Source organism: Stieleria magnilauensis, from assembly GCA_007753675.1.
Taxonomy (GTDB): Bacteria; Planctomycetota; Planctomycetia; order Pirellulales; family Pirellulaceae; genus Stieleria; species Stieleria magnilauensis.
The window spans coordinates 7,504,200-7,530,580 of sequence record CP036432.1 but is presented as its reverse complement, the minus strand read 5'-3'; the positions used below and the strand labels follow the sequence as shown (position 1 = coordinate 7,530,580).

The following is a 26,381-nucleotide window of genomic DNA, read 5'->3' as shown; positions in this document are numbered from 1 at the left end:
AAACGTTGCTCACGGGTTGGAAAGAGCCCACCTTTCACTCGACGTTTCAAGCTATTTCATAAGCTTTTCCCGGCCACGACGCGAATTTTGCGTGTTTGAGAGGGTCGCGGAGGGATGCCAGCCATTGGCATGCGCTACGCCGCGCGATACAGAATGCCGGATCGGTTGCGTCCGATCGGCTCGATCGCCTGGGTGTGCTTGAGCACGTAGGCGATCTTTTGGGCGAACCACCTGGGGCGGCCGGTCACGCGGGCGATGTCTTCGGTCGTGAACGACTCGGTCTGGCGATCGAGTCCGACCAGTTCAAACAGGTCCTCGGCACTGCGAAGTTCCAACGTCGATTCGATCTGTTCGAGTGAAACATCCGCGACGCGATAGTCTTTGCGCCAGCGGCGACGATGTCGGCGACCGGGGACGCGTGTTTGTTCCACGTGCAGGAACGCCAATTCTAAAATCAGGTTCGGATGCGGAAACACACGTGTGAAATAGATCAGATCTTCGAACAGATCCAACGTGTCACCGCGTTTGGGACTCATCCGCCGCGACGTCACTTTGCCGCGGGCGTTCTTCTTCTTGGCGATCCGAGTTCGCAGGATGATCGGTTTGACCACCCGAACAGTGTGGCGATTCAACAGCGCGTTGATTTTGGATTTGATCGCCGAAAGCGACGCGCATTGCACTTCGATCAATTCATCATTTCGAACTGCATCAATCCGATAACGCCCGACGACGACTTCCGTTTGCGACGCGTCGCAGGCGTAGTGGAGTTTCAACTGTTGATGCAGCGACGTTTCCACTATTCCGGCTCGATCCCGAAATCGCGAATGGTGGTCAGCGTCTTGAGTTTCAATCCGCGGGCCGCAAACGCGGCTTCGCCACCGGCCAGCCGGTCGATGATTCCGATCACTTCACGGACCTTCAAACCGAACGCTTCGGCCGCCTCGACGGCTTTGAGCGCGCTGCCGCCGCTGGTGATCACGTCTTCGACGATCACGACTTCCTGGCCGGGTTCGACCGGTCCTTCGACCTGTTTGCCCGTGCCGTGTCCCTTCGGCTCCTTGCGGACCATGAAACCTTTCAGCGGAAGATTCTGTTGCCCGGCCACGGTGACGATCGCGGCGGTGATCGGATCGGCGCCGATGGCCATCCCGCCAACCGCGGCCGGCAGCGGACCGGATGCCTGAATCTCCGCCAACATCCCGGCGGCGACCAGATTGGCGCCCTGGGGATGCAACGTGATGCGCCGACAATCAAGGTAGTACGAGGCCTTCTTTCCACTCGCCAGCGTGAATTCGCCACGCTGAAGTGCCTCGGAACCCAGGAGTTCAATCAATGCTTGTTTGCTGTACGTCATGCCATGATTACCTACGTGCTTTGGCGCCTCGGGGGCGCCTACGTTCTGTCAGTCAAGGCCGTTGCCGGCCTGACCGATCCCGATGGATGCCAAAAAGAGGCCTGACCCCTTTTACCAGGCAAACGAGCTGCCTGTGTGGGCATTGTTATCGGCGAATCGTCACAGAGGAACCCTGGCTGAGAATCCCGTAGATGTCATCGGCGTAGTCACCGGCGACACTGATGCACCCGGCGTCGGTCGGCTGCACCGTGTTGGGGCTGCCATGGATGCTGATCTGTCCCCCCAGGTCCAGCCACATCTTGCCGTAGGGGTTGTTGGGGCTACCCGCGGGAACCGGCACACCGGTCCGGTCGTAGTACACGTGCGACGTCTGTTTCTCTTGGACGGTGTAGGTCCCCGGTTTGGGCGCCGGATCATTGCCGACACCGATTTCGAAACGCCCGGCGTACAGATCGCCGAGGAACAGCGTCAGTTGTTGGCCGCTCAAATCAACCTCGGCGCGAAACGGTCCGCGGACGATTTTCAATTCCGTTCCCGGAAGCACCGTGACCGGATCATCCACCTGATTGATGTTGGCCAGCAATTGCGAGGGCACTTGGTACTTGTCCGCAATCTCCAGCAACGTTTCGCTGGCGGTCACGCGGTGCGGCGGCTCGAGCAAGTGCCGACGCGAGTAGATCACTTCGCGGGCCAGGGGATCGAGTCGGCTGAGCAATTGTTGCCGCTGATCGGGCGACAAGTTCGGCATCCCGTAAAAGACGCTCAGCGTGGCAAGCGCTTCTTTCAGCTGGCCCTTGACAAACATCGTGTCGGCCGTCTTGAACGCATTGATCAATCCACGGTTTTCCTCGGCGGGGGGATTCCCCAGCGTTTCGACCGCCGTCGCAGGCGATTTGTCGGTCATCGTGAATCCGGCCGGCCCCCCTTCAAACGCAGCACCACGCGTCGGATCGAAGGTCGCAGCGGCGGCCGTCGGATCGGGCAAGCGGAACTCACCGGGCGTCGTAGCGTACGAGTCCACCGGTCCGGGTGTCACGCCGGGTGCATTCGGATCGACCGCGGGTAGCTTGGTGATGGTCGCCGAGCCGGACGACTCGCGATCGGCGGAGGATTCCAGTTTCGGAGGTAGATCCGCGAAGGAACTGCCGAAGGTGTTGGGATTGGGATTGGCTGCGGGAGTCGGCCGCGGTGCCGGGTTGAAGGGCCCGCTGACGACCGAGTTGGCGGCTGGGCTCGGCAGCGGAGCCGGCTGTGCCATGGCGTCGGTCGACGGAGTCAAAACGCCCGGCGGGGGCTCATCGAGTTGCAATCCGCTTGCCACCGCTTCGCCGGACCCAAAGGCCGATCCGCCGGCTTCTTCAATGACCAAGATCTCCTCGATCTCATTGGGCAGCGGTTCGGGCGGAGTGGTCAACGACACATAACCGCCGTACAAGACGGTCAGCATCAGAACGACAACAGCGGCGGTTTTTATCGTTTGCACGACAGTCCTCCATGACGGATTCGTGCGAAAATCAAGCGGGTGAACGGTCAAGGATCACGTCTAGCGGAATCTTCCCCCGCGTTTCCAGATCAGTTTGCGAGAATTCCCGTCCAACGCCGGGTCATCGACCATCCACTGCCGCGATCTTAGGCAGACCCGCCCGGACCTGCACTCGTTTCGCGCTGGTGAGAACGGACGCCGTCTCCCGGCCGCTCACAAAAACCTGCACGCTAAGGGATATTTTTAAAACCTTCGCCTTGCTCTGTGTCGAATTCGACCAGCGCCGCAGCAATGAACTTTCCTAGTTGTGCGGATTGGCGCAACGATTGCGTGCGGCGGTGACTCGGTCGGCCCTTGCTAGGCAAGGCGGGTCTGGCCATGGAGGTCAACCGAAGTCGATCTCCTCGGTTCTTCCCCCGGTTTCACCTCCACCCGGACATGGTTGCCGCGCTGAACGCCCCTCTCGCGAATCGTCAACAGGTTGGTCCAACCGCCGCCCAGCGTCACGTCACGCCCCCACAACGCCCCCGGTTGGTGATTGTCGGAGGCGGAATGGCGGGCTTTGGCCTCTGCGATCGCCTCGTCCGCAGCGGCGTGATCCAGGGCTATGACGTCACGATCATCGGTGACGAACCGCTGCCGGCGTATGACCGAGTCAACTTGTCGACTTACTTTGATGGTCGATCGGCCGATGAACTGCTGTTGGCACCGCGGGATTGGTACCAAAAACATCGCATCGAACTGATCACAGGGCGTCGCATCGAGCGGATCGATCGCGAGCAGCGCATGGTGTTCGATCAGGACGGCTCGTTCTATAGCTACGACCAATTGGTGTTGGCGACCGGATCCCACGCCTTCGTGCCTCCGATCAAGGGATCTGATAGCGAAGGAGTTTTCGTCTATCGCACCATCGCCGACCTGGAATCGATTCGCGACTACTGCGCGTCACGAAACGTGCGTCGCGGCGGCGTGATCGGCGGAGGCTTGCTGGGATTGGAAGCCGCCAAAATCCTGATGGATCTGGGTTTGTCGGTCAGCGTGATTGAGATGGCACCGGGATTGATGCCGCGGCAACTCGATGCCGACGCGGCCGGGCTACTCAAACGCAAGATTCAAAGCATGGGCGTGGACGTTCAACTCGTCCGCCGCACCGAATCGATCGCTGTCGTCGACAACGGGATTTGCATTGAGTTTTCCAACGCAAGTGATCTGCACGTCGACTTGCTGGTCATCGCCGCAGGCGTGCGTCCCAACGACATGCTGGCCGAATCAGCGGGGCTTGAGATCGGACCGCGCCGCGGCGTGAAGGTCAACGAGTGTTTGCAGACCAGCGATCCGAACATCTTTGCGATTGGCGAGTGCGCCTCGTTCCACGACCACGTCTTCGGACTCGCGGCACCTTGCTTTCGCATGGCCGATGTCTTGGCCCAGCGACTGGCCGGCGGTGAGACGACGTTCGCGGGTGCCGACGAATCGGCAGAACTGAAACTGATGGGGGTGCAAGTCGCCACGCTGGGCACGACGATCGGTGAATTTGCCGGCGGCAACGTAGTGACACACCATGACGAATCGGGATATCGAAAACTGTTGACCGAGCGGGGGCGAATCGTCGGCGCGTCGTGTGTCGGCCCGTGGGATGAATTGCCACAAGTCAGACAGGCGATCGCCAAACGGGCGCGACTGTGGCCTTGGCAACGCAAACGATTCTTAAACACGGGATCCCCGTGGTCCCCCGGCGGGGCGATGCCGGTCACCGATTGGCCGGCCGACGCGATCGTGTGTTCGTGCTTGTCGGTCAGCAAATCAACGATCGTCGAATTGATCGATGACGGCAAACAAGACGTCGAACAAATCGCGTCGGCATGCGGTGCGTCCACCGCCTGCGGCAGCTGTCGCGGTCTGGTCGGCCAGTTGGCGGGCGCCGCAGCGGCGGAACCGATCACGGTCCCCGGGGCCAAGACAATGTGGGTGGCCAGCGTGATCGCGTTGTTGGCCAGTCTGGCTTGGCTGGTCGTTCCGCCGATCCCGCTGACTGACAGCGTGCAATCGTCGTGGCGAAACATCGAGACAATTTGGCGCGGGGATCTCGGTCGCCAGGTCAGTGGATTCACCTTGGTCGGCTTGACGCTGCTGGGGCTCGTCTTTTCGCTCCGCAAACGCCTGACGTGGTTTCATTGGGGCTCGTACGGGTTTTGGCGGGCCGCGCACGGCGTGCTGGGCATGGCCGTGCTGTTCGGCGTCGCCATTCACACCGGGATGCGGCTGGGACACAACCTGAATTTCTTGCTCGCGGTCTGCTTCTTGTCCGCCGCGGCGTTGGGCGCGGTGGCCGGAATCGCCAGCAGCATGGAGAGCCGCGCGTCGGGAAATCTGGGGATGTGGATTCGCCGCTGGCGTCCCCGATTGACCCGCATTCACCTCTGGGTGACCTGGCCGTTGCCGATCTTGATCGCGCTTCATGTGCTCGGTTTTTATTGGTTCAGCGATTGATCATGAGCATTCAAATCCGATCGATCTGGAACGCGTTTCGCCAGTCTCCCCACGCACCGAAATGGTTGACGTGGGCGGCGATCAATCTCTCGATCGCCGTCTACTTCGGGTTCGGGTTGGTCGCTCCCGCTTCGATCAGCTCGACCGCTTGGCTGCCCGGTGAAACGACGCACGGACACTATCAGATCGAATTGGACTGCAACGCCTGTCATGACCCGGGGCGATCGGCGGACGGGCCGAGTGGATCCGACGTCATGCAAGATGCCTGCATCCGCTGTCATGGCGAACAGTTGGATCTTGCTAAGGACACACACCCGGCAAAGAAATTCCGCGACCCGACCAACGCCGAGCGACTGGCGGTGCTCGACGCACAGAACTGCTTGAGTTGCCATCAAGAACACGTGCCCGAACAGACGCTCACGATGGGGCTGACCATGCCGGCCGATTACTGTTGGCATTGTCATCAAGAGGTCGCCGATTCACGCCCCAGCCACCGCGACATGGCGTACGACAGTTGTGCGACCGCGGGGTGTCACAATTACCACGACAACCGTGCGCTTTATGAAAAGTACCTCGATGATCATCACGGACAGCCCGATCATCTAGAACTCGCTTCACTGCCCCGACGGTCGACCGCTGCATCGCTCTCGGGCGTCTTTCGTCCTGACCGCCCGCTGGGGATCGATGAAGCCGACCATCCTCCCGCCGAAGCCGTCGATCAACGCGTGCTGGACGACTGGGCGACAACCGCCCACGCACTCGCAGGCGTCAACTGCACGCACTGCCACGGCGGGAAGGATGATTCACAATGGTCCGAGACTGTCGCCATGGAAAGCTGCCAGCGATGCCATGCCGACCAAGTCGCCAGCTTCCAAACCGGCAAACACGGAATGCGGTTGGCCGTGGGGATGCCCGCGATGACGCCCGACCAGGCGAGATTGCCGATGCATGCCGGCCAGGCCCATGCCAAACTCGATTGCAACGCCTGTCATCCCGGCCATCGATTCGACACGCAATTCGCCGCCGCGGAAGCCTGTCTTCAGTGTCACGCCGATGACCATTCGTTGGCTTACCGCGACAGCTCACACGCCACGCTGTGGCAGGACGAATTGGCCGGCAGCGGTGCCGTCGGCAGCGGCGTTTCCTGTGCCACCTGTCATCTGCCCCGGATCGACGGCGAGACCGGGATCTGGGTCAACCATGACCAGAACGCGAGCCTGCGTCCCAATGAAACGATGGCCCGACAGGTCTGCACCCACTGCCACGGACTGGAATATTCACTCAGCGCGTTGGCCGATCCCCGATCGATCACATCGTGCTTCGGCGATGCCCCGACCGAACGAATCGAAAGTGTGCAGATGGCGCACCAGTGGTTCGAGCAGCGTCGGGCCAAACGCGAGGCGCGTCTTCAAAAACCATGACCCTGTTTTTCTCTCTTTTTTTGCCTCGTTCCCTTGAAGGATTTTCATGATGAAATTGAATCGCAACCAACAACTCGCCGCGGCGGCACTCTCGGTGTGCACGCTACTGCCACTGGCCGCGCTACCGGGCTGCACCAGCAGCGAAGCGAGTTCGACACCGTCCGGTGGAATCACGCCCCAACAATTTGCCGACGGCGTGCATGCGGTGATGATGGCCGACCGGACCGTGTACGCGACGCACGTCGTGACGAATCTGCAAAAACAGGACGCCCCCGTCAAAGCGTTCGAATACTGGGAAGACACCGAGAACTCGATTCCGTTGCCGGCGCAAATGTTCCGCATGGGTGCCGAGTTGGTCGACGAAAATCCGGAAGCCGGTTTCACCTACGCCCTTCGCAGTAAATGGCCGCTCAACGAACAGCACCAGGCCAAGACTGAGTTGGAACAGACAGCGCTCGATTACCTGAGCGACAACCCCGGTGAGAACTTTTACGGAGAAGAAGAACTCGGCGACCAAAAGTACTTCGTCGCCGTCTACCCCGACCGTGCCGTCGCCGAGGCCTGCTGGTCTTGCCACAACGAACACCCCAATCGCGGCGACGACTATCCCGAATTCGGCAAAGACGACGTGATGGGCGGTGTGCTGGTCCGCGTCCCACTTTAATCGCCACTCAACCCAACCTTCGCTACATCAATCGCATGGATGCATCCCACCCTCTGTTATTAACTCGTAACCACAAGTGAACGACGTATGACTCCTCAGCAAATCGATTTGGTTCAGTCTTCTTGGGAAAAGGTAAAACCGATTTCCGAGCAAGCCGCAGAACTGTTTTATGGCCGCCTGTTTGAGCTCGATCCCTCCCTGAAACCGCTCTTCAAGGGTGACATGAAAGAGCAGGGCAAGAAGCTGATGGCGACGTTAAATTTGGCCGTCACGTCACTGACCAAACTGGAAGACATCCTGCCGGCGGTCCAAGAACTGGGGCGGCGGCACGTGAAGTACGGCGTCCCCGATGAAAGCTACCAGACGGTCGGCGAGGCGTTGCTCTGGACGCTCCAGCAAGGGCTTGCCGAGGCCTTTACCGACGAGGTCAAGCAGGCCTGGACGATCACCTACGTCACGCTCAGCAACGTGATGTTGGACGCCGCACATGAAAGCGATGCGTCCACGGCAGCGGCCGGCTAATTGCGGGGGACACGTTTGCCCAAAGGGCATCCACAACATAGCCTGGGGTGAGACCGGATGAGCCCCAGCGAATCCGGGCGTAACCCCAGGTCTGTGACCAACCGAAAACCTCCCCCATTCGATCGGCCGGCGGCTTTGCCGCCGGCCGATCGAATGGGGGAGAGGCCGTTTGGGCTTTCTTTCCTGGGGTGGCGGTCACTCCGCTGCGCTCGTTCCCTGACCCCAGGCTGCGTTGTCGATGCCCTTTGGGCAAACACTGCGAAAAGAAAAGCCGCTTGCGAATCGTACTTCGCAAGCGGCTTCAACGTTTCATTGATCAGCGACTGTCTAGCCTAGAATCGCCACTGGAACTGCGTCCAGAAGAAATCGGCGTCGGCGTTGGTCGGTACTCCCGCCGTGGTGTCGTAGTAGTCGCCGGCGCGGAAGTGCGAATAGCCGATCTGGACATTGGTCCGCGGGTTGATTCCGCAGGTCAGCACCAAATCGATCTCCTGGCCCAGCTCCTTGTCCCCGGCGGCGGCGACGGCATTGAACGGTGCCTCGGTCACACCATACGGCGTGGTCGCTTGATCCAGGAAGAAGTGGTGGTACCACACCAACAGCTTGACCTTGTCACCCAAAACCGGCGTGATGAACTGGAAGTTGACGTCATTGATGTTTCGACGTGCGAACAAGTCCATCAGACCCAGGTACTTGTGAGCCAGCGGGAACAGGTGGTCGAAACTGTCGTCGCCACGTGCGGCCGGGAAATCGTCACCGCCGGACGCCCAGTCGTACCAGAACCAAACGGTCGGTTTCCACTCGCCACAACCGGTGCAGATGCTCAACTGCTTGCCCAAGCCGCCGGTAAAGAATCCGGCGCTGTGGTCGCCATAGCCGGGGCTGTTGGAACCGAACTGGACGCCACCTTCCACGTTATAGAGCACGCCGGCGTCGGACGCCCCGGCGACGCGAGATCCGAGCGTGTGGTAGTCGAAATCGAGCACCTGGTTGTTCAATCCCAGGTAGTAGGCGTCAACGGTCCCCAGAGCGGTCCCACTGTTGCTGGCGTAAACGCCATAGAAGTCGACATCTTCGTTGGCGTCGTCGATCTTGCTTTCGTTGGCGGCATTGCGATTGAGCGGGTTGACGAAGAATCCGTCCACGGTCCAGGCATCGCCCTTGTACGTTCCGCGAACGCCCTGGAACGAGCGTCGGGTGTTGGCCCAATCCAATGGTGAAATCAATCGCTCGTCGCCGAACAACAATTCTTGCCGTCCCAAGCGCAGATTCAGCGATTCGGTCAGCTTGGTGTCCAAGAACAGGTTTTGGATTTCACCGCGATTCTCTTCGATCGGTCGGTTGTTGAAGGTCTCGCCGCCCGAATCCGCGTACAGGTACTCACCGTAGGCACGGAAGTACTCGTTGATTCGCAGATTCGCGAACATGCGGTAGCGGGTCAGGAAGAACGCGTCGTCGACCCCGGTCAGCCCGAGACCGCGGTGATTGTTCTCGTAGTGGTAACGCATCCGCGCTTCACCACCGATGTCCAACTTGCCGCCCATCATGCCCTTGAGCGAGTCGCCAAAGAACGAGGGGCCGTCGTAGCAGGGGTCGTTGAGATAGCTAAAGTTGTTGGCGTAGAACACACCCGCATAAGCACTTTTCATCGCTGCGGTCGCGGCGGCTTTCTTGGCCTTGGTGCAACACGGCGTGGTGCAGCAATTGCAACTCGTCACCACGGGCGCGGCCATCGAAGCGGCATCGACCGTCGCCGAGGCAGCCGGCTCGTCGATCGCGACGGGCTCCGGCGGGGCCGCTTGGGGGGCATCCACCAGTGGCGCGGGCTCATCCTGAAATGCGATGTACTGTGCACCATCGTACCGTGCGCCATCGTACTGTTCATCACCGTACTGTGCGTCGACGACGAGTTGGACGTTGCCTTGGGGCGTGTCGGTCGCGTCGAGCACGACGGTCTCGACGAGGCCGTGAGGGGTTTCGGCGAATGCCGCGGGGGCGGCGGTCAAGCCGGCAAGTAGCGCCAACGCGAGGGTGCGCCGGCGAGCGTGTTGATGTGGAGGCATCACGTAGGACTCCTTCCTTACGGAACGGTAAGTCACCATGAAGGTGACGATGAATGAAATGTCAAGCTCCCTGATGGGTCGAAACCAGCCGTGCAACCGCCTGTCGCAATCGGTTTCAATCCATCCAGGTGAACATCTGCGTCGGCTCCGGCGAATCCGAGCGTCATGTCGTGCTCTATCGTCTCATCGATGACGTCGATTGGTGAAGAATCTTTCGAACCGTGAACAGTCACGACAATCGTTAAAGTCGCGTGCCGAACGTTCAGGAACGAGCAGCAATCCCCTCGCACGATTCTTGGGCAGGGGCTCCAAGAAGCTGCTCGCAATGGGTGCAGATCACCACCACCACACCCTGTCAAGTGAATTCACGCCAATTGGCTTTATGGTGAATCGTTCCACCTTGCTCGGCCACTGTGTCGCACCTCCCTCACGTTGTCGATCCCCCCCGATCTTGACATCGGCTTTGGCACAAGGCGTGCCTCGCCCACCCCGACAGACGATGCAGTAGTCCTGCGTCTCTGATTCATCCCATCGATGCCAAGCGCGGCTGAATCGGAAAATGCCACACCTTTTCCATGATTCTCCACTGGGAGTATATCCAAGTGCCTTTGAAATCCGTTCCCTCTCAACTTTTGCGGCGTCTGTTCTCGACAGCGTTGTTCTCTTGCACGCTGATTTCGATTAGCACCCTGCTGGTCGGCTGTTCTGATTCCAACATCTCCTTGGAAGACCTCGAAGCCGCCGCAGCGAAACTTGAAACCACCCCAGGCGACGACAGCGAAGCCGGCGCCGCGGTGATGGAAATACTGGACGTCGAAAAACCAAACTTAAAATTCGGCTTCATCAAACTGACCGACTGCGCCCCGTTGGTGATTGCGAAAGAGAAGGGCTACTTCGAAGAAGAAGGTCTGAACGTCGAAATCGAAGCGCAATCGAACTGGAAAGTTTTGCTGGACCGAGTGATCGACGGCCAACTCGACGGCGCCCACATGCTGGCCGGTCAGCCGATCGGTGCGACGATCGGGTTCGGCACCCAAGCTCACGTGATCACCGCCTACAGCCTGGATTACAACGGCAACGGGATCACCGTCAGCAATGAAATCTGGGAACAGATGCAGGAGAATGACCCGGCACTGAAATCGGATACCCCGCCGCATCCGATTCCCGCGACCTCGCTCAAACCGATCGTTGATTCGTACAAGCAAGAGGGCAAGGACTTCAACATGGGGATGGTTTTCCCCGTCAGCACGCACAACTACGAAATTCGATATTGGCTCGCCGCCGCGGGCATTCATCCGGGGATGTACACCGAAGAAAACATCCAAGGGACCGTCGACGCCGACGTGTTGCTCTCGGTGACCCCGCCGCCCCAGATGCCCGCCACGCTGGAAGCAGGGACGATCCTCGGTTACTGCGTCGGCGAACCGTGGAATCAACAAGCCGTCGTCAAAGGCATCGGTGTTCCCGTCACCACCAACTATGACATTTGGAAGAACAACCCCGAGAAAGTCTTCGGCGTGACCAAAGAGTGGGACGAGAAACACCCCAACACGCACCTCGCGGTGATCAAGGCTTTGATCCGCGCCGGCAAATGGCTCGACGCAACCGATGAGAACGGCGTGCTGGTCAACCGCCAAGAAGCCGCCAAGATTCTGTCGGGGAAAGATTACGTCGGAGCGGACGAAGATGTGATCGACAACAGCATGACCGGCACGTTCGTGTTCCAGGAAACCGACGTCCGCCCGATGCCCGACTTCAACGTCTTCTTTAAATACTACGCCAGTTACCCGCACTACAGCGACTGCATCTGGTTCTTGACGCAGATGCGGCGCTGGGGCCAGATCACCGAAGGCAAACCCGCGAGTTGGTACGCGGAAACGGCCAAGGAGATCTACAAACCCGAAATCTATCGCAAGGCCGCGGCGATGTTGGTCGCCGAGGGCAAAGCGTCTGCCGAAGACTTTCCCGCCGAGGACTACGACGGCTACCGAGCTGCGACGACGGAATTCATCGATGGCACTCGATACGACGCCAAAGACCCGGTGGGCTACGTCAACGGATTTGAGATCGGCAATAAAGATCCCGAATCGCTGGCGAAGCAGTGAATCACCCTTCGGCGCGATCGACGTTGCACGGACGTCGGTCGCGCCGACCAAGCCTCTTGAAATGTGCATGCCGCGGTGACCGCCTCGCCGTTGCATGTTCGGGAAGCGGCCATTCGGGTCGGACGTCTCGGTCCGGTGCCAGACGTCCGACCCGGCCGTGGATCCCGAACACTGAAACCATCCCACACTCCTATACCCAACCACCTTGTAGCGAATCGTATGAATTGGAGAGGAAACGCACTGAAGTTCTGTGACGTCGCGGGGCTTCCCGCGCTGGAACCGTTCGTCAGACTGCTCGCCGGCGAAGACGTCAAAGAACAACTCAAAGGGATCGCGAAATTCGTGGTCCTGCCCGTCGCGGCCGTCGCCGTGTTCCTGCTGCTGTGGTCGGCTGCCGCCCGCACGGTGGTCACCGACAGCATGCAACTGCCCAGCCCGACCGACACCTGGACGGCCGGCAAGGAATTGTTCGCCATGCATTCGGCCCAGCGTGCCGAGGACCTGAAGGTCAAGCAGGAAAAAACGATGCAAGCGGTCACGTTGCTGGCCCAAGCCAACTCGGTGACCAAGCAGGCCGAATCGGCAACCGGCGAGCGAAAGGAAACACTGCTGGCAAACGCCTTGGTGCTGAAGAAGAAAGCGGTTCAAGCAGCCAACTATCGTCCGTCGAGCGCCCCGACGTTCGTCGACCAGATCATCACCAGTTTGAAAACCGTCTTCGTCGGATTCGCCATCGCGACGTTGATCGCCGTCCCGATCGGCGTACTCTGCGGCATGAGCCCCTGGTGCAACGCGGCACTCACACCCTTCATCCAAATCTTCAAACCGGTTAGCCCGCTGGCTTGGTTGCCACTGGCTTTCCTGATCATCGTCTGGGCCTACTCGGGCACCAAACCCGGCGAGAACTTTTTCGACAAAGCGTTTTTGATTTCCGCGATCACGGTCTCGTTGTGTTCCTTGTGGCCGACGCTGGTCAACACCACGCTCGGCGTGGCAAGCGTCGACAAGGATTACATGAACGTGGCTCGCGTGCTGAAACTTTCCTGGAGCCAACAACTGTTCAAGATCATTCTGCCGGCCAGTTTGCCGCTGATGTTCGCAGGACTGCGGATCAGTTTGGGTGTCGGTTGGATGGTGTTGATCGCCGCCGACATGCTGGCCCAAAACCCCGGTTTGGGCAAGTTCGTCTGGGACGAGTTTCAAAACGGTAGCAGCCAGACCTACGCCCGCATCGCGTTCAGCGTGATCATCATCGGTTTGATCGGACTGTTGCTCGATCGAATCATGATCTTCATGCGGAACCTGGTCAGCTTCGGTGACCCGCAAGCTGCCTAACCCATTCTTTTCTCTCGAATCCTCACACCCCCAGAAAAACGATGAGCGTCGCAGTTCTTGATCGACCCCGATCCAAAGCGATTGCCAGACCCGCGCCGCCCGACCCGCTGATTTCCATGCGGGCGGTCTGCAAAGGGTATGGGAGTGGTGTCACGCGCAACGAAGTACTCAGCAATATCAATCTGAATCTGCGCAAGGGCGAATTCCTGGCGATCGTCGGTTTCTCCGGCAGCGGAAAAACAACGTTGACCAAGTTGCTGGCCGGACTTGAGATCCCGGACAGTGGCGAGATCGTGATGGACAACGAAATCATCAAGGGGCCGAGCCAAGAACGCGGCATCGTGTTCCAAAACTATTCGCTGCTGCCCTGGCTGACCGTTCGCGGCAACATCGCCCTGTCGGTCGATCGAGTGTTCAAGCATTGGTCACGCGGCGAGCGACGCGACCATGTCGAAAAATTCATTGAAATGGTCGGCTTGTCACACGCCGTGCATCGTCGTCCCCACGAGTTGTCCGGTGGGATGCGTCAACGGGTGTCGTTGGCCCGAACCCTGGCGATGAAACCCAACGTTCTGCTGCTCGATGAACCATTGTCCGCACTCGATGCCCTGACCCGTAGCGTGCTGCAGGAAGAGATCCTCAAGATCTGGGAAGAAGAACGGCAGACATGCTTGCTGATCACCAATGACGTCGACGAAGCGATCTTGTTGGCCGATCGGATTGTCCCGCTGAACCCGGGACCCAACGCATCGCTCGGCCCGGCATTTTCGGTGGAGCTGGAGCGTCCCAGAGACAAGACCGCGCTGAACCACAACGAGACCTTCAAGGGGTTGCGAAACGCGGTCACCAATTACCTGGTCGCCGTGCGACAGAAGTCGCGTGACGACGAAGCGTTGGCGTCCGAAGCGCCGCCCATCGAATTACCCGAACTGCAACCGCGAAGTCTGCGAGTTCCTCGCGGACGGGCCGGTTAATCATTAATGCCACTTACTTTCACGCCAACCGGGGAACTTTTGTTAGCGGCAGGGCGCGAGCCCTCCGGTCTTTCACGGTCAAATCGGACGGCTCGCGCCGTGCCGCTAACGCCTGTCGTGCCAAAGCAAGTGGCATTGGGCTGACTCCCGCGGGAAAGGTTTCCCGCCTGTCATCCGGCCCCGTACCGGCTTGACTCCTTCCACACACCAACACGAACAACCACAGAACCCCACAAGGCGGACCCATGGCCGGTTATGTAGAAATGTTTCGTCTCGGCAAGACCTACGACACGCCCAATGGGCCCGCGGTCATTGTCGAAGAATTCAACTTGAACATGGCGAAAGGCGAGTACATCTGTCTGCTCGGCCATTCCGGGTGCGGTAAAAGCACCGTGTTGACCATGACCGCCGGACTCAACCCGATCAGCGACGGCGGCATCGTCATCGACGGCCACGAAATCGAAGGGCCGGGTCCGGACCGTGGCGTGGTCTTTCAATCGCCATGCTTGATGCCATGGATGACGGCCATGGAGAACGTGCTGCTGGGCGTCAACCAGGTTTATCCGCACGGCACCAAGGCCCAACGGCACGACATCGCCGGGTACTACCTGACCCTAGTCGGTCTCGGCAATAGCCTCCACACGCGGGCCTCGGCACTCAGCCAGGGCATGCAGCAACGCGTCGGGATCGCGCGGGCGTTTGCCTTGAAACCGAAGATGTTGCTGTTGGACGAACCGTTCGGAATGCTCGACTCGCTCACCCGGATGGAACTGCAAGAAATCCTGTTGGAGATCCTCGTCCGCGACAAAGTCACCACGTTGATGATCACGCACGATGTCGACGAAGCGCTGTTCATGAGCGACAGGGTCGTGATGATGACCAACGGTCCGCGGGCACGCGTCGGCAAGGTGTTTGAAATGCCGTTTGACAGACCAAGGGTCCGCGCCGAAGTCCTCGATCATCCCCAGTACTACGACTTGCGGGGCGACATGATTCAGTTCCTCGAGGACCAAGACCACAAGAAATTAAAAGCCGATGCGGAAGCGTTGGAGGCGAAAAAACAAGCCGAGCAGGAGCCCGAAGCGGTCGGCGTTTAATCGCGAAGCCGTAGGAACACTATGATCACAGCCACATCTAATCATTCGTTCTTGACCAACATGATCGTGTTGGAGATCGACGACAGCGGTGCGTCACCAACTTGCTCGATCCCGGTCGCCGATCGCGCGATCGCCGCCTCGCTCGAGACAGGATTGCCCACGATCAAACAGTCCGTCGAGGGCGAAGCAGACGCGGTCGCGATGTGCGTTCCCATCTATCGCTGCGAAGAGATCGCTTCAGTGATCGTTTGGGTCGGCAGCGCCAGCGACGAGACCGTCGGGGTGATGGAGATCTGGCAGCCGATTAGCGAATTCGATGATCTGAACCTCACGCAGGGCTACTACGGTCCGCTGGATCGATTCCAAAACGTCAGCTCGTTCGTGCGTTTCGAAAAGGGCATGGGATTGCCCGGACAGGTTTGGCGCAACCTCAGCTTTGTCATCCACGACAACCTTCCCAGTCATCCCGGCTTCCTGCGTGCCGCCGGTGCGTCCGCCGAATCGTTGCAAGTCGCGATCGGACTCCCGGTCTTCGGCGAAGACTTTCTGGCGACGGCCGTTCTGATCAGCTCCGACTCCGCCCCGATCGCTCGCGGGTACGAGGTCTGGCGGTGCGCCGAGGACCACTTGCTGTTGGAATCGCGCGCCTATCAACGCCTGGAACAATCGCTGATGTACGAGGTCGACCAGACCGTACCGTTGGAAGGCACGCTTCCCGGTCTGGCCTACACGTCCGGTGTCGCCACGATCAGCGAGGATCCCGACATCGTTTACTCGGGTCGTCCCTTCCGCGGTGGATCGCCTTGTAAAGGTGTCGCGATCCCGTTTTTTGAACAAGATCGCATGACGAATATCCTGACGTTGTTGCTGTAAGGGAAGAGAAACGCAATGAGCACTATGCTTCCCGTCGTCAACCGACAACCCGAACTGGTCGGGCAACTGCTGCATGAGCAACAACAGCTCAGCGCCGTCGAACAGTTCAGCGACTGGCACACCGACCACGAGTCGTCCGGCACGACGACCGCACCGGCACAAGAAAAATACTATCGCAGCCTGTTGCCGGCGACGGCCCCAGGACCGAACGAACAATTCGCCTTCGAAGTTGATCTGAATGCGTGCAGCGGATGCAAAGCCTGCGTGGTGGCCTGCCACACGCTGAACGGATTGGAGGAAGACGAATCCTGGCGCCGAGTCGGGACGCTGCTGATCGGCGATCCCGATTATGCCGACGCCGCCGCGATCCAACATGTCACCACCGCCTGCCACCACTGCGAAGACCCCGGATGCCTGAACGGGTGCCCGGTCAAGGCCTACGACAAAGACCCGGTCACGGGGATCGTGCGCCACTTGGACGACCAATGCATCGGATGCAAATACTGCACGATGATGTGCCCCTACGAAGTGCCGCAATACAGCGATCGCTTGGGCATCGTTCGCAAGTGTGACATGTGCCACCAACGATTGAGCGTTGGTGAAGCACCGGCCTGCGTTCAATCCTGTCCGAACGAGGCGATTCGCATCACCGTGGTTCCCACCGGGGATGTCGAAGTTGCCGGGCAAGACACGCTCGTCCCCTCGTCACCGTCGTCAGTCATCACGCGACCGACCACACGTTATGTTGCGGAAACCTCGCTCGATCCCGCGCTGACACGTCCCCAAGACGAGAACGTCGACGAGGTTGCCGAAAGTCATTGGCCGTTGGCCGTGATGCTGGTCGCGACGCAGATCGCCGTCGGCATTCTGATCGCCGAATCGCTCGCCACCTTGGTGTTGACCGCGGTGGGAATCAGCGTCCCTGACGCCGTGCCGATCGCCGCGGCGCTTTCGGCATTCGCGATCGGCAACATGGGCCTCGGGATCGCACCGCTGCACCTCGGACAACCGCTTCGCATGTGGCGTGTGTTCTTGGGATTAAAAACCAGTTGGCTCAGTCGCGAAGCCGTCGTCCTGGGCAAATTCATGGGGCTGCTGGCGGGTGCCATCGCGCTGCTGTTGCTGCCGGTGGTCTGGGATTGGATCCCGACATCGATCCAACAATGGATTCCGACCGAATGGATCCCCGCTTGGGCCGGACGGGCGTTGCTGGTCGCGTCGATTCCGGTCGGGCTGGCGGGGTTGTATTGCAGCGCGATGATTTACATCGCCACCAAGCGGCGGCCTTGGCGAAGCGGGCGAACGTTGCCGCGTTTCTTCGGCACGTCGCTGACCTGCGGACCGATCGTCGCGGCGGTCGTGTTTGCGTTGACCGGATTCGGCGTCACCGCCGCGTTGTTGTGCTTGGCCGGTGCCGTTGCGGGCTGGTGGAAATGGACGCGTGAACGTCGGTTGTATCGCGCCCCTGACGGTTCCGAGGATCCCTATGACCGGCGTTCGCGGCGGCTGGTGCATCAGCATCTCGGCGAGACGTTGCGGATGAGAAACTTCAGTGCCGTCGTCGCCACGCTGCTGGCCGGGCTGGCGTTCATGTTGTGTCCGTTTTTGCCCCTGGTCGGTGCGGGCTGTGCCGCGCTGTCGGCCGCCGTTTGGATCGCCGGTGAAAACCTGGAACGTCTGCTGTATTTCCAAAGCGTTGTTTACGACCGCATGCCGGGCACACTTTAAGAGACCACCGCAATGAGCATTGGAACCCCCAAATCATTGACGCAACTAAGCGAAGAGCGTCGCCCGAAGTCGTTTGAGCTTCCCCAGCTGCTGCAGGCTCGCACGGGCAAGATGACCCGCGAACTGCTGCTCAACCCGGGCGATCATGGGCTGGGGATGACACCCGAGTCGTTGCGGGCCGAAACAACCACCGTGGCCGCCTGCGGTTACTGTGCGACAGGTTGCGGACTACGGCTTCACGTCCGCGACGGACAAGCCGTCGGGTTGACTCCCGAAACCGATTACCCGGTCAACCTGGGCATGGCTTGCCCCAAGGGGTGGGAAGCCCTGGAGGTGCTCGACGCCGATGACCGAGCGACCCACCCGTTGCTGCGCGACTCCCATGGCGAACTCAAACGAGTCGATTGGGACACCGCACTGACGACCTTTACCGAACGTTTCAAGGCCATCCAATCCGAACACGGCAACGATTCGGTCGCGTTTCTCAGCACCGGGCAAATCCCCTGCGAAGAGATGGCGTTCCTCGGCGCGCTGGCAAAGTTCGGGATGGGAATGTTGCACGGCGACGGCAACACGCGGCAGTGCATGGCCACCGCCGTGACCGCCTACAAAGAATCGTTCGGGTTCGACGCGCCGCCATACACCTATGACGATTTCCAACAGAGCGATTGTCTGGTTTTCGTGGGCGCAAACCCCTGCATCGGGCACCCGATCATGTGGGAACGCGTGCTCCGCAATCCCAATTCGCCCGAGATCATTGTGCTGGATCCCCGCCGGACCGAAACGGCGATGGCCGCGACCCAGCATTTGCAGCTGCGTCCCAAGAACGATCTGGCCATTCTGTATGCGATCACCCAGCACCTGATCGCATCGGATTTGATCGATCACGAATTCATCGCGGCACACACGACCGGATACGATGATCTGGCCGCCCACGTCGCAGCGTTTACCCCCGACGCCGTCGGCCCCGCTGCCGGCATCTCCGCCGACGAGATTCGTCGCGCCGCCGAATCGATCGGTCAGGCAAAGGCGGCGTCGCTATGGTGGACGATGGGCGTCAATCAAAGTTACGAGGGAACTCGAACCGCCCAGGCGATGATCAACATCGCCTTGATCACCGGCAACATCGGACGTCCCGGAACCGGGGCCAACAGCATCACCGGACAGTGCAACGCGATGGGCTCGCGGTTGTGGAGCAGCACGACCAACCTATTCGGCCACCACAAGTTCGAATCGGCCGAAGATCGCCAACGTGTCGCCGACATCTTGGGGATCGATGTGGACAAAATCCCCACCGAAACCGGTTGGTCCTACGACCGAATCGTCGAAGGGATCCGCAACGACGAAATCAAAGGGCTGTGGGTGATTGCCACCAACCCGGCACACAGCTGGATCGACCGAGGCGACTTCAAGGAGTTGCTCGACAAGCTCGACTTCCTGGTGGTGCAAGACATGTACGCATCCACCGCGACCGCACAACACGCCGATTTGGTGTTGCCGGCGGCGGGTTGGGGCGAAAAAGAAGGCACGTTCATCAACAGCGAACGGCGGTACGGGCTGCTCAAGAAAGTCCGCAAAGCCCCCGGAGAAGCGCTGGCGGATTTCCAGATCTTTCGTGCCATCGCCGCCTACTGGGGTGTCGAAGCCATGTTTGCTGATTGGACACACCCCGAAGCCGTGTTCGAAAAAATGCAAGCGGCCAGCGAAGGCCGCCCCTGTGACATCAGTGGAATCAAGGGCTATCGGCAGCTGGATCAATGCGGCGGCATCCAGTGGCCATGGTCGCGTGAAGACGCAGCGGCACACGCGACGCCGCCCCAGGAACGTCGACTGTTTGCCGACGGATCGTTCTGTCATCCGGACGCCAAGGCGCGATTGATCGTGGACAACATCACTCCGATGCCCGAACCGCCGGACCAAGACTACCCGACGCTGTTGATGTCCGGTCGCGGCACGGTCAGCCAATGGCACACGCAAACACGAACCAGCAAGAGCAAGGTTCTGCGAAAGCTCTACCCCGAGCGGCCGTATGTCGAAATCCATCCGACCGACGCCAGTTTGATCGGTGTTCACAACGGTGACATGGTGTCGGTGCGTTCGCGTCGCGGCGAAGTCTTCGTCACCGCGATGGTCACACCCACCGTCCAGCAAAATCAAGCGTTCATCCCGATGCACTACGACATCATCAATGAATTGACACTGCGGCATTTCGATCCCCATTCACGGCAACCGAGTTTCAAGGACTGTGCCGTGGCGATCGGCAAAGCCTCATCCGCCTCAACCCACTGATCAACGACCCGTCTGACCATGTCCAACGATAAAGCGTTCACCGAGGAACAAAAACAATTTCTTTCCGGATTCGCGTTCGGCGCGGATGTGGCGCGCGCCGTCAGCGGATTGCCGGTGATCAGCAACGGCAGCAGCTGCGGCGGCGATGCATCGATCACCGTCGGCAGCACCACGACGACGACGCTGCCGGTCGGCCCCGAAAAGATCGCACTGATCGCCCAGCAAGAAACTGAGTCCGCCGGCAAGACACTCTGCAAGGAAGAACTCGCCAAACGAGAGAAGAACCCGCTGGACATCTGGGACGAGATGCAGGCCCGTAGTGATGCCGGCGAGTTCCCCAAAGGGACCGACGTGTTCCTGCAAAAATTCCACGGTCTGTTCTACGTCGCGCCGGCACAGAACAGCTACATGTGCCGCATGCGGATTCCGGGTGGATCGCTTCGGGCCTGGCAACTGTCAGGGCTGGCTGACCTGGCCGATCGTTCGGCCGGCGGTTTTATGGACGTGACCACTCGGGCCAACCTGCAATACCGCGAGATCCCCGCCGATCAAGCGATGAACATTCTGTACGGGTTGCGTGAATTGGATATCGTCAGCCTCGGTTCGGGCGGTGACAACATCCGCAACTGCACGGCAAGTCCGCTATCGGGTATCGACACGTGCGAATTGATCGAGACGATTCCTTTGGCCAAGCGGATGCACCACTACATTTTGAACAGTCGAGAAATGTATGGGCTGCCGCGAAAATTCAACATCGCGTTTGACGGCGGGGGCACCATCAGCGCCCTGGACGACACCAACGACATCGGCTTTCACGCGGTCCGCATCGACGAAGAACACGCGACGGCCGACTTTCCCGCCGGCGTGTACTTTCAACTCACCCTCGGCGGCATCACCGGGCACAAAGACTTCGCCCGTCCGACCGGCGTCTTGCTTCGCCCCGACCAATGCCTGGCCGTCGCCGGCGCCATCGTTCGCGTCTTCGTCAAATCCGGTGATCGCACCGATCGCAAGAAAGCGAGACTGAAGTATGTGCTGGACGACTGGGGATTCGACAAATTTGTCGCCGCCGTCGAAGAACAACTCGGTTGGACACTGGGCCGTTTCGACGAATCTAAATTGACCCGATCGGTCGCGGAGGACCGTTTGGCCCATATCGGGTTTCACCCTCAAGCCCAAACGAAGAAGAACTACGTCGGCGTCGTGTTGCCGGTCGGACGCATGACCAGTGACCAGGCTCGCGGGCTGGCGCAAATCGCCGACGAGTTTGGTAACGGTGAGATCCGTCTGACGGTCTGGCAAAACCTGTTGATCCCCAATCTCGCCGACGAAGACATCGATGCGGTCAAGGAACGACTGACCGAACTCGGACTCGGTTACGAAGCGAGCAGCTTTCGAGCCGGACTGGTGGCCTGTACCGGTAGCGGCGGCTGCAAATTCGCCGCGGCAGAAACCAAAACCCAGGCGATGGCGTTGGCCCGGCACCTTGAGTCTCAATTCAAACTCGACAGCCCGATCAACATCCATCTGACCGGTTGCCATCACAGTTGTGCCCAGCACTACATCGGTGACATCGGTCTGCTCGGCTGCAAGGTCGAGAAAGGCGACGACATGGTCGACGGGTACCACGTGCACCTGGGCGGCGGCTGGGGCGACCGCCAGGGCATCGCTCGGCTGATCTTTGAATCGGTCGCGTACGAAGATTTGCCTGACCTGGTCTCCGCCATCATCGGCGGTTATCTGGAACAACGACACGAGGGCGAGACGTTTGTTGAATTCACGTCTCGATCCTCCGATGACGAATTGAAGGCCCTCGCCAGAGCCTTGGTTTGAACCGCTCTCCACTGACAACCCAAGAAGATTCGACTCCTTCCCCCAATTGACCGCCATGACAACCAGCTTTATTCCTGAAACGGCACCTTTCAACGACGAACAACGTGCCTGGCTGAACGGTTTTTTCTCAGGCATGATGGGCATGCAACCCGGCGGCGACGCCTCGGCCGTGATGAACGCCGCCGGCCTTTCAGCCGACGCGTTGCCGGGTGTTGTCGAACAGAACAAGGAAGAAGAGGAAGACTTTCCCTGGCACGACGATTCACTGCCGATCGTCGATCGCATGCAGTTGGCCGACGGCAAGCCCGTCGAGCGACGCTTGATGGCGGCGATGGCGCAATTGGATTGTGGTTCCTGCGGCTACCTTTGCAAGTCCTACAGCGAAGCCATCGCATCGGGGGAAGAAACCAACCTGACGCTCTGCAGTCCCGGCGGGAAAGAAACCGCGAAAATGATCAAACAGGTGCTCAAGGAATCCGGTGACAGCGGCGCATCGCCCGTCAAACCGGCCAACGGCAGCGCGGCCAACGGGTCGTCGCAACCGGGATACTCGCGGAAAACGCCGTACGTAGCCAAGTTGATCGAATCGAGACCGCTTAACGGTGAAGGCTCGGCCAAAGACACACGACACATCGCCATCGATCTGGCAGATTCAGGAATCAAATACGACGTCGGTGACGCGCTGGGAATCTACCCGACCAACTGTGACGAATTGGTCGAAACCATCGTCGCGGCCATCGGCGCCGATCCCAATCTGCTGACCGTCACCCCGGCGGGCGACCCCAAATCACTCGCCAACGCGCTCCGCGAAGACTTTTGCCTGAGAGACCCGAGCGACGAGTTATTGGAACTGGCACTGAGCCGTGTTTCCGATCCAGAAATAAAATCGCAGCTCTCACAAATGCTCGAAGAAGGTGCACCGGAGGGCTTTGACGTTTTGGATGTCTTGCAGCTGGCAGGCGATGTGCCGATCAGTGCCACCGAGTTTCTCGAAACACTCTCGCCCTTGAACCCGCGACTGTATTCGATCGCCAGTAGCCAAGCGTGCGTCGGCAACCAGGTCCATCTGACCGTTGGCAAAGTCACCTACGATCGAAACGGACGATTGCGAAAGGGCGCCGCCAGCACGATGCTCGCCGATCGCTTGGAACCCGGAGCGACCCTCCGCGTGTTCACGCAAGCCAATCACGGCGGGTTCACCGTCCCTGCCGATCCCACCAAGCCGATGATCATGGTCGGTCCGGGAACCGGCATCGCTCCGTTCTTGGCGTTTCTGCAAGATCGAGAGGCGACCAAGGCGACGGGCAAGAATTGGTTGTTCTTCGGCGACCAACATGCCGCCACCGACTTCTTGTACCAGCAGGAATTGCAGTCGTACCTCGACTCCGGATTGTTAACCCGGTTGGACACGGCGTTCAGTCGCGACGGGACGGAAAAAGTCTATGTCCAAGATCGCATGAAGCAGAACGCTGCCGAACTGTGGAGCTGGCTGCAAGCGGGAGCCCATTTCTACGTTTGTGGCGACGCCAGCCGCATGGCCGTCGACGTCGATCGCACGCTCAAGTCGATCATCGCCTCCCAAGGCGGGCTGTCCGAACAGGCCGCCGCCGACTATGTCGCGAAACTGAGCAAAGAGAAACGCTACGTCCGCGACGTGTATTAAGACTTCTAGTCGACCAACCCCAGACGAACGGCCCGGACCGCAACGTCGGTGCGATCCGAGGCCCCCGTCTTGCGCAAGATGTTCTGCACGTGTTCCTTGACGGTCTCGACACTGATCCCCAACGACTTGGCGATCTCCCGGTTGCTCAACCCGAACGCGATGTGACGGAGCACCTGGGCCTCGCGAGACGTCACCGGCAATTCCGGCGGAAGTTGTGTCGAGCGGATCGTCTCGGACATCTTTTTGCGGACGTTGTCCAGACGACCGCCCGGGTACGCCGATCCGTTCTCACACGCATGACTGAGCGTCTGTTCGATCTTGGTTGCCGAATCACTCTTGAGCACGTAATCGTGAGCCCCATTGGCAACCGCGCGGGCAAGGTAAACGGGGTAGTCGTACGCGCTGATCAGGACGACCGGCAAGTTGGGATGCGCTTGGCGAATCGACGTTAACAGCGTCAAACCATCCATCTTCTTCATCTGAACATCGATCAGCACCGCGTCGAAGCGGTCTTCGTCCAGATACCGCAGCGCGCTCTCACCGTCGGGAACCGTTTGCGCGACACTGATCGCCGTCCCGACCAATAATTCCATGAGCCCGAGACGAGCTGCTTCATGGTCGTCGACGACCAGCGTTTTTAACGACATTGCGATCCTACGTGCCTCTGTTTTGATTCCAAACCGCTCCTGCAAACGCCAGGAGCGAACACTCCTAAAAATGGCGTATTTGCGCCTGGAGTGTGGGGTTAATACGAGAATTTTTCGCATATCGCCCCACCCCTACCCCCTAAAATAAGTACAAGTTCACTACGGCAGGGGTAAGATCGGGGGGCAGGCAGAATGAAACGCGTGATTTGGATTTTGCCCTGACGCTAACGGCGACCTAGGAAAACGTGAGAGAGAACGCGCTGCACCGCGCTCGGCCCCATTCCTCGCACGATCCCCACGCCCGACATGAATCAACCCGCCTCCATTTTGCTTGTCGACGATGATTGGCACTTGGTCCAGTCGATGGCCGAATGGCTGCGGGAAATCGGGCACACGGTCCACATTGCGGACTGTTTAAACGGCGCCAAGGCGAGCCAGGATGAACATCGCTTCGACTTGGTGATCACGGATCTCCGCCTGCGTGACGAAGACGGGTTCGAGCTGATTCACCACACACGGCAAAAGCACCCGGAAACCACGGTGCTGGTGATGACCGGATACGCGACCCCCGACACGGCGATCGAAGCGATCAAAGCCGGCGCGTTCGACTTGCTGACCAAGCCGCTGATCGACGACGAATTGAACTTGGCGATCAGCCGCGCCGTTTCTCAACGAGACATCACGCTGGAGAACCAGAAGCTTCGTCAGCGGCTCGATAGCCGAAGCGGGCTGGAGAACATTCTCAGTCACGACTATCGAATGATGAAAATCTTCGATGTGATCGACAGTGTGGCCGATGCCAGGGCATCGATCCTGATCACCGGCGAAAACGGAACGGGTAAAAGCATGATCGCCCGCGCGATCCACGAACGTAGTTCCCGCCGTGGCAAACCGTTCGTCGAAGTCGCCTGTGGGGCACTACCGGACAATCTGCTCGAGAGCGAATTGTTCGGCCACGTCAAAGGCGCCTTCACCGGTGCCAGCGGCGACCGGGTCGGCAAGTTTCAATTGGCCGACAAGGGCACCTTGTTTCTCGACGAAATCGGAACCGCGACCGCGGCGATGCAAGTCAAACTGCTGCGTGTGCTTCAGGAATTTCAATTCGAACAACTCGGCGGCACGCACACACACTCGGTCGATACCCGTGTGATCCTGGCGACCAACGAAGACCTGTCCCGTGCGGTGACCGAGGGTTCGTTTCGACAGGATCTGTACTACCGGATCAACGTCGTCAACATCGTCCTGCCATCACTGCGTGAGCGTGTCGGCGACATTCCCTTGTTGGTCGACCACTTCCTGCGCGAGGCGGCTGAAACGTGCGGTCGGGAAATCGAAGGCTTTGATCAACACGCCATGGCGACCCTGCAATCGTATCGTTGGCCCGGCAATGTTCGACAATTGCAAAACGTCGTCGAACGTGCGGTGCTGCTCTCTCGCGACAACGTGCTGACACTGGAAGATCTGCCGCCGGAGATCTTGGGCCGCGTGGCTGATCCGCTGGCATCGGCGATCCCACAGGCCGCCGGCGAAAACACGGTCAAGCCGTTCGCGATGACACCGGCCAGTTATCAAAACAAGAGTCTACGCGAAGCACTCGAAGGCCCCGAGCGCGAGATCATCCTGCATTCCCTCCGCCGCCACAATTGGAACCGAGCCGCAACGGCCGATGCCTTGGAGATCAATCGCACGACGCTCTACAAAAAGATGAAGCGTCTGGGTCTGGACGATCCACGGCTGCAATTCGCCCTGGAAGGCTAACCAAGTGGGGTAAGCTTCCAGCTTGCCCTACGTCACGCTCCGCGTGACCTCCCGGTCCTCTTCCTCCAATCCGCCTGGGAAC

At 59.6% G+C, this 26,381-nt stretch carries 19 protein-coding genes; 14 read left to right on the top strand and 5 right to left on the bottom strand.

Annotation, left to right across the window (positions count from 1 at the left end; all coding sequences use genetic code 11):
• Positions 1 to 134: 134 nt before the first annotated feature.
• The 3 genes from TBK1r_RS26815 to TBK1r_RS26805 form a co-directional block, all read right to left on the bottom strand.
• Complete coding sequence (locus TBK1r_RS26815; RefSeq protein ID WP_145217879.1) at positions 135 to 797, bottom strand: DUF8091 domain-containing protein; 663 nt, start codon at positions 795 to 797, stop codon at positions 135 to 137.
• A complete protein-coding gene (gene pyrE, locus TBK1r_RS26810) occupies positions 797 to 1,354 on the bottom strand; it encodes an orotate phosphoribosyltransferase (protein ID WP_145217877.1) in 558 nt (185 codons plus the stop codon). Before pyrE ends, TBK1r_RS26815 begins: the two co-directional genes overlap by 1 nt.
• Positions 1,355 to 1,499: 145 nt before the next feature.
• Positions 1,500 to 2,837, bottom strand: a complete 1,338-nt coding sequence (locus TBK1r_RS26805; protein ID WP_419580434.1) for a L,D-transpeptidase family protein — start codon at positions 2,835 to 2,837, stop codon at positions 1,500 to 1,502.
• A gap of 438 nt (positions 2,838 to 3,275) precedes the next feature.
• Here TBK1r_RS26805 and TBK1r_RS26800 point away from each other — a divergent pair, with 438 nt between their 5' ends.
• The 4 genes from TBK1r_RS26800 to TBK1r_RS26785 all read left to right on the top strand — a co-directional run bounded on the left by TBK1r_RS26800 (position 3,276) and on the right by TBK1r_RS26785 (position 7,934).
• Positions 3,276 to 5,327 (top strand): FAD-dependent oxidoreductase, encoded by a 2,052-nt coding sequence (locus tag TBK1r_RS26800; RefSeq protein ID WP_145217875.1) that lies wholly within the window; start codon positions 3,276 to 3,278, stop codon positions 5,325 to 5,327.
• A gap of 2 nt (positions 5,328 to 5,329) precedes the next feature.
• Complete coding sequence (locus TBK1r_RS26795) at positions 5,330 to 6,748, top strand: cytochrome c3 family protein (protein WP_145217873.1); 1,419 nt, start codon at positions 5,330 to 5,332, stop codon at positions 6,746 to 6,748.
• A 46-nt stretch (positions 6,749 to 6,794) separates the two neighbouring features.
• Positions 6,795 to 7,412 (top strand): Tll0287-like domain-containing protein, encoded by a 618-nt coding sequence (locus tag TBK1r_RS26790; protein WP_419580433.1) that lies wholly within the window; start codon positions 6,795 to 6,797, stop codon positions 7,410 to 7,412.
• An 87-nt stretch (positions 7,413 to 7,499) separates the two neighbouring features.
• On the top strand, positions 7,500 to 7,934 hold the full coding sequence (locus tag TBK1r_RS26785) for a globin family protein (RefSeq protein WP_145217871.1): 435 nt from the start codon (positions 7,500 to 7,502) through the stop codon (positions 7,932 to 7,934).
• A gap of 332 nt (positions 7,935 to 8,266) precedes the next feature.
• Here TBK1r_RS26785 and TBK1r_RS26780 read toward each other — a convergent pair whose 3' ends face one another.
• Positions 8,267 to 9,997 (bottom strand): alginate export family protein, encoded by a 1,731-nt coding sequence (locus TBK1r_RS26780; RefSeq protein ID WP_145217869.1) that lies wholly within the window; start codon positions 9,995 to 9,997, stop codon positions 8,267 to 8,269.
• Between the two features lie 641 nt (positions 9,998 to 10,638).
• On the opposite strand from TBK1r_RS26780, the gene TBK1r_RS26775 reads away from it, so the two are divergent.
• The 9 genes from TBK1r_RS26775 (at position 10,639) to TBK1r_RS26735 (ending at position 23,894) form a co-directional block, all read left to right on the top strand.
• The gene (locus tag TBK1r_RS26775; protein ID WP_473772525.1) at positions 10,639 to 12,102 is read left to right on the top strand and encodes a CmpA/NrtA family ABC transporter substrate-binding protein; all 1,464 of its coding nucleotides are present in this window, start codon (positions 10,639 to 10,641) and stop codon (positions 12,100 to 12,102) included.
• Between the two features lie 219 nt (positions 12,103 to 12,321).
• The gene (locus tag TBK1r_RS26770) at positions 12,322 to 13,437 is read left to right on the top strand and encodes an ABC transporter permease (protein WP_145217867.1); all 1,116 of its coding nucleotides are present in this window, start codon (positions 12,322 to 12,324) and stop codon (positions 13,435 to 13,437) included.
• Positions 13,438 to 13,478: 41 nt separating this feature from the next.
• A complete protein-coding gene (locus TBK1r_RS26765; protein WP_145217865.1) occupies positions 13,479 to 14,411 on the top strand; it encodes an ABC transporter ATP-binding protein in 933 nt (310 codons plus the stop codon).
• 245 nt (positions 14,412 to 14,656) lie between these two features.
• Positions 14,657 to 15,508, top strand: a complete 852-nt coding sequence (locus TBK1r_RS26760; protein WP_145217863.1) for an ABC transporter ATP-binding protein — start codon at positions 14,657 to 14,659, stop codon at positions 15,506 to 15,508.
• A 21-nt stretch (positions 15,509 to 15,529) separates the two neighbouring features.
• Positions 15,530 to 16,381: a hypothetical protein gene (locus TBK1r_RS26755; RefSeq protein WP_145217861.1), complete on the top strand. Its 852-nt coding sequence runs from the start codon at positions 15,530 to 15,532 to the stop codon at positions 16,379 to 16,381.
• Positions 16,382 to 16,396: 15 nt separating this feature from the next.
• Positions 16,397 to 18,109 (top strand): DmsC/YnfH family molybdoenzyme membrane anchor subunit, encoded by a 1,713-nt coding sequence (locus TBK1r_RS26750; RefSeq protein WP_145217859.1) that lies wholly within the window; start codon positions 16,397 to 16,399, stop codon positions 18,107 to 18,109.
• 12 nt (positions 18,110 to 18,121) lie between these two features.
• Positions 18,122 to 20,398, top strand: coding sequence for a molybdopterin oxidoreductase family protein (locus TBK1r_RS26745; RefSeq protein ID WP_145217857.1), 2,277 nt, complete (start codon positions 18,122 to 18,124; stop codon positions 20,396 to 20,398).
• 18 nt (positions 20,399 to 20,416) lie between these two features.
• Positions 20,417 to 22,231 (top strand): NirA family protein, encoded by a 1,815-nt coding sequence (locus TBK1r_RS26740; RefSeq protein WP_419580432.1) that lies wholly within the window; start codon positions 20,417 to 20,419, stop codon positions 22,229 to 22,231.
• Positions 22,232 to 22,286: 55 nt separating this feature from the next.
• Positions 22,287 to 23,894: a sulfite reductase subunit alpha gene (locus tag TBK1r_RS26735; RefSeq protein WP_145217852.1), complete on the top strand. Its 1,608-nt coding sequence runs from the start codon at positions 22,287 to 22,289 to the stop codon at positions 23,892 to 23,894.
• A 5-nt stretch (positions 23,895 to 23,899) separates the two neighbouring features.
• Here TBK1r_RS26735 and TBK1r_RS26730 read toward each other — a convergent pair whose 3' ends face one another.
• Entirely contained in the window at positions 23,900 to 24,541 is a 642-nt protein-coding gene (locus TBK1r_RS26730) for a response regulator transcription factor (protein WP_372895148.1), read from the bottom strand.
• A gap of 306 nt (positions 24,542 to 24,847) precedes the next feature.
• On the opposite strand from TBK1r_RS26730, the gene TBK1r_RS26725 reads away from it, so the two are divergent.
• Positions 24,848 to 26,299 carry a sigma-54-dependent transcriptional regulator gene (locus TBK1r_RS26725; RefSeq protein ID WP_145217848.1) on the top strand — a complete coding sequence of 484 codons (1,452 nt, stop codon included), beginning with the start codon at positions 24,848 to 24,850 and terminating at the stop codon, positions 26,297 to 26,299.
• Positions 26,300 to 26,381 lie beyond the last annotated feature (82 nt).

What these genes read in the sequence shown, in the direction of transcription:
- pyrE (WP_145217877.1), bottom strand. Translation starts at nt 1,354, where the DNA reads ATGACGTACAGCAAACAAGCATTGATTGAACTCCTGGGTTCCGAGGCA.
- TBK1r_RS26800 (WP_145217875.1), top strand. Translation starts at nt 3,276, where the DNA reads ATGGTTGCCGCGCTGAACGCCCCTCTCGCGAATCGTCAACAGGTTGGT.
- TBK1r_RS26795 (WP_145217873.1), top strand. Translation starts at nt 5,330, where the DNA reads ATGAGCATTCAAATCCGATCGATCTGGAACGCGTTTCGCCAGTCTCCC.
- TBK1r_RS26790 (WP_419580433.1), top strand. Translation starts at nt 6,795, where the DNA reads ATGATGAAATTGAATCGCAACCAACAACTCGCCGCGGCGGCACTCTCG.
- TBK1r_RS26785 (WP_145217871.1), top strand. Translation starts at nt 7,500, where the DNA reads ATGACTCCTCAGCAAATCGATTTGGTTCAGTCTTCTTGGGAAAAGGTA.
- TBK1r_RS26780 (WP_145217869.1), bottom strand. Translation starts at nt 9,997, where the DNA reads ATGCCTCCACATCAACACGCTCGCCGGCGCACCCTCGCGTTGGCGCTA.
- TBK1r_RS26770 (WP_145217867.1), top strand. Translation starts at nt 12,322, where the DNA reads ATGAATTGGAGAGGAAACGCACTGAAGTTCTGTGACGTCGCGGGGCTT.
- TBK1r_RS26765 (WP_145217865.1), top strand. Translation starts at nt 13,479, where the DNA reads ATGAGCGTCGCAGTTCTTGATCGACCCCGATCCAAAGCGATTGCCAGA.
- TBK1r_RS26760 (WP_145217863.1), top strand. Translation starts at nt 14,657, where the DNA reads ATGGCCGGTTATGTAGAAATGTTTCGTCTCGGCAAGACCTACGACACG.
- TBK1r_RS26755 (WP_145217861.1), top strand. Translation starts at nt 15,530, where the DNA reads ATGATCACAGCCACATCTAATCATTCGTTCTTGACCAACATGATCGTG.
- TBK1r_RS26750 (WP_145217859.1), top strand. Translation starts at nt 16,397, where the DNA reads ATGAGCACTATGCTTCCCGTCGTCAACCGACAACCCGAACTGGTCGGG.
- TBK1r_RS26745 (WP_145217857.1), top strand. Translation starts at nt 18,122, where the DNA reads ATGAGCATTGGAACCCCCAAATCATTGACGCAACTAAGCGAAGAGCGT.
- TBK1r_RS26740 (WP_419580432.1), top strand. Translation starts at nt 20,417, where the DNA reads ATGTCCAACGATAAAGCGTTCACCGAGGAACAAAAACAATTTCTTTCC.
- TBK1r_RS26735 (WP_145217852.1), top strand. Translation starts at nt 22,287, where the DNA reads ATGACAACCAGCTTTATTCCTGAAACGGCACCTTTCAACGACGAACAA.
- TBK1r_RS26730 (WP_372895148.1), bottom strand. Translation starts at nt 24,541, where the DNA reads ATGTCGTTAAAAACGCTGGTCGTCGACGACCATGAAGCAGCTCGTCTC.
- TBK1r_RS26725 (WP_145217848.1), top strand. Translation starts at nt 24,848, where the DNA reads ATGAATCAACCCGCCTCCATTTTGCTTGTCGACGATGATTGGCACTTG.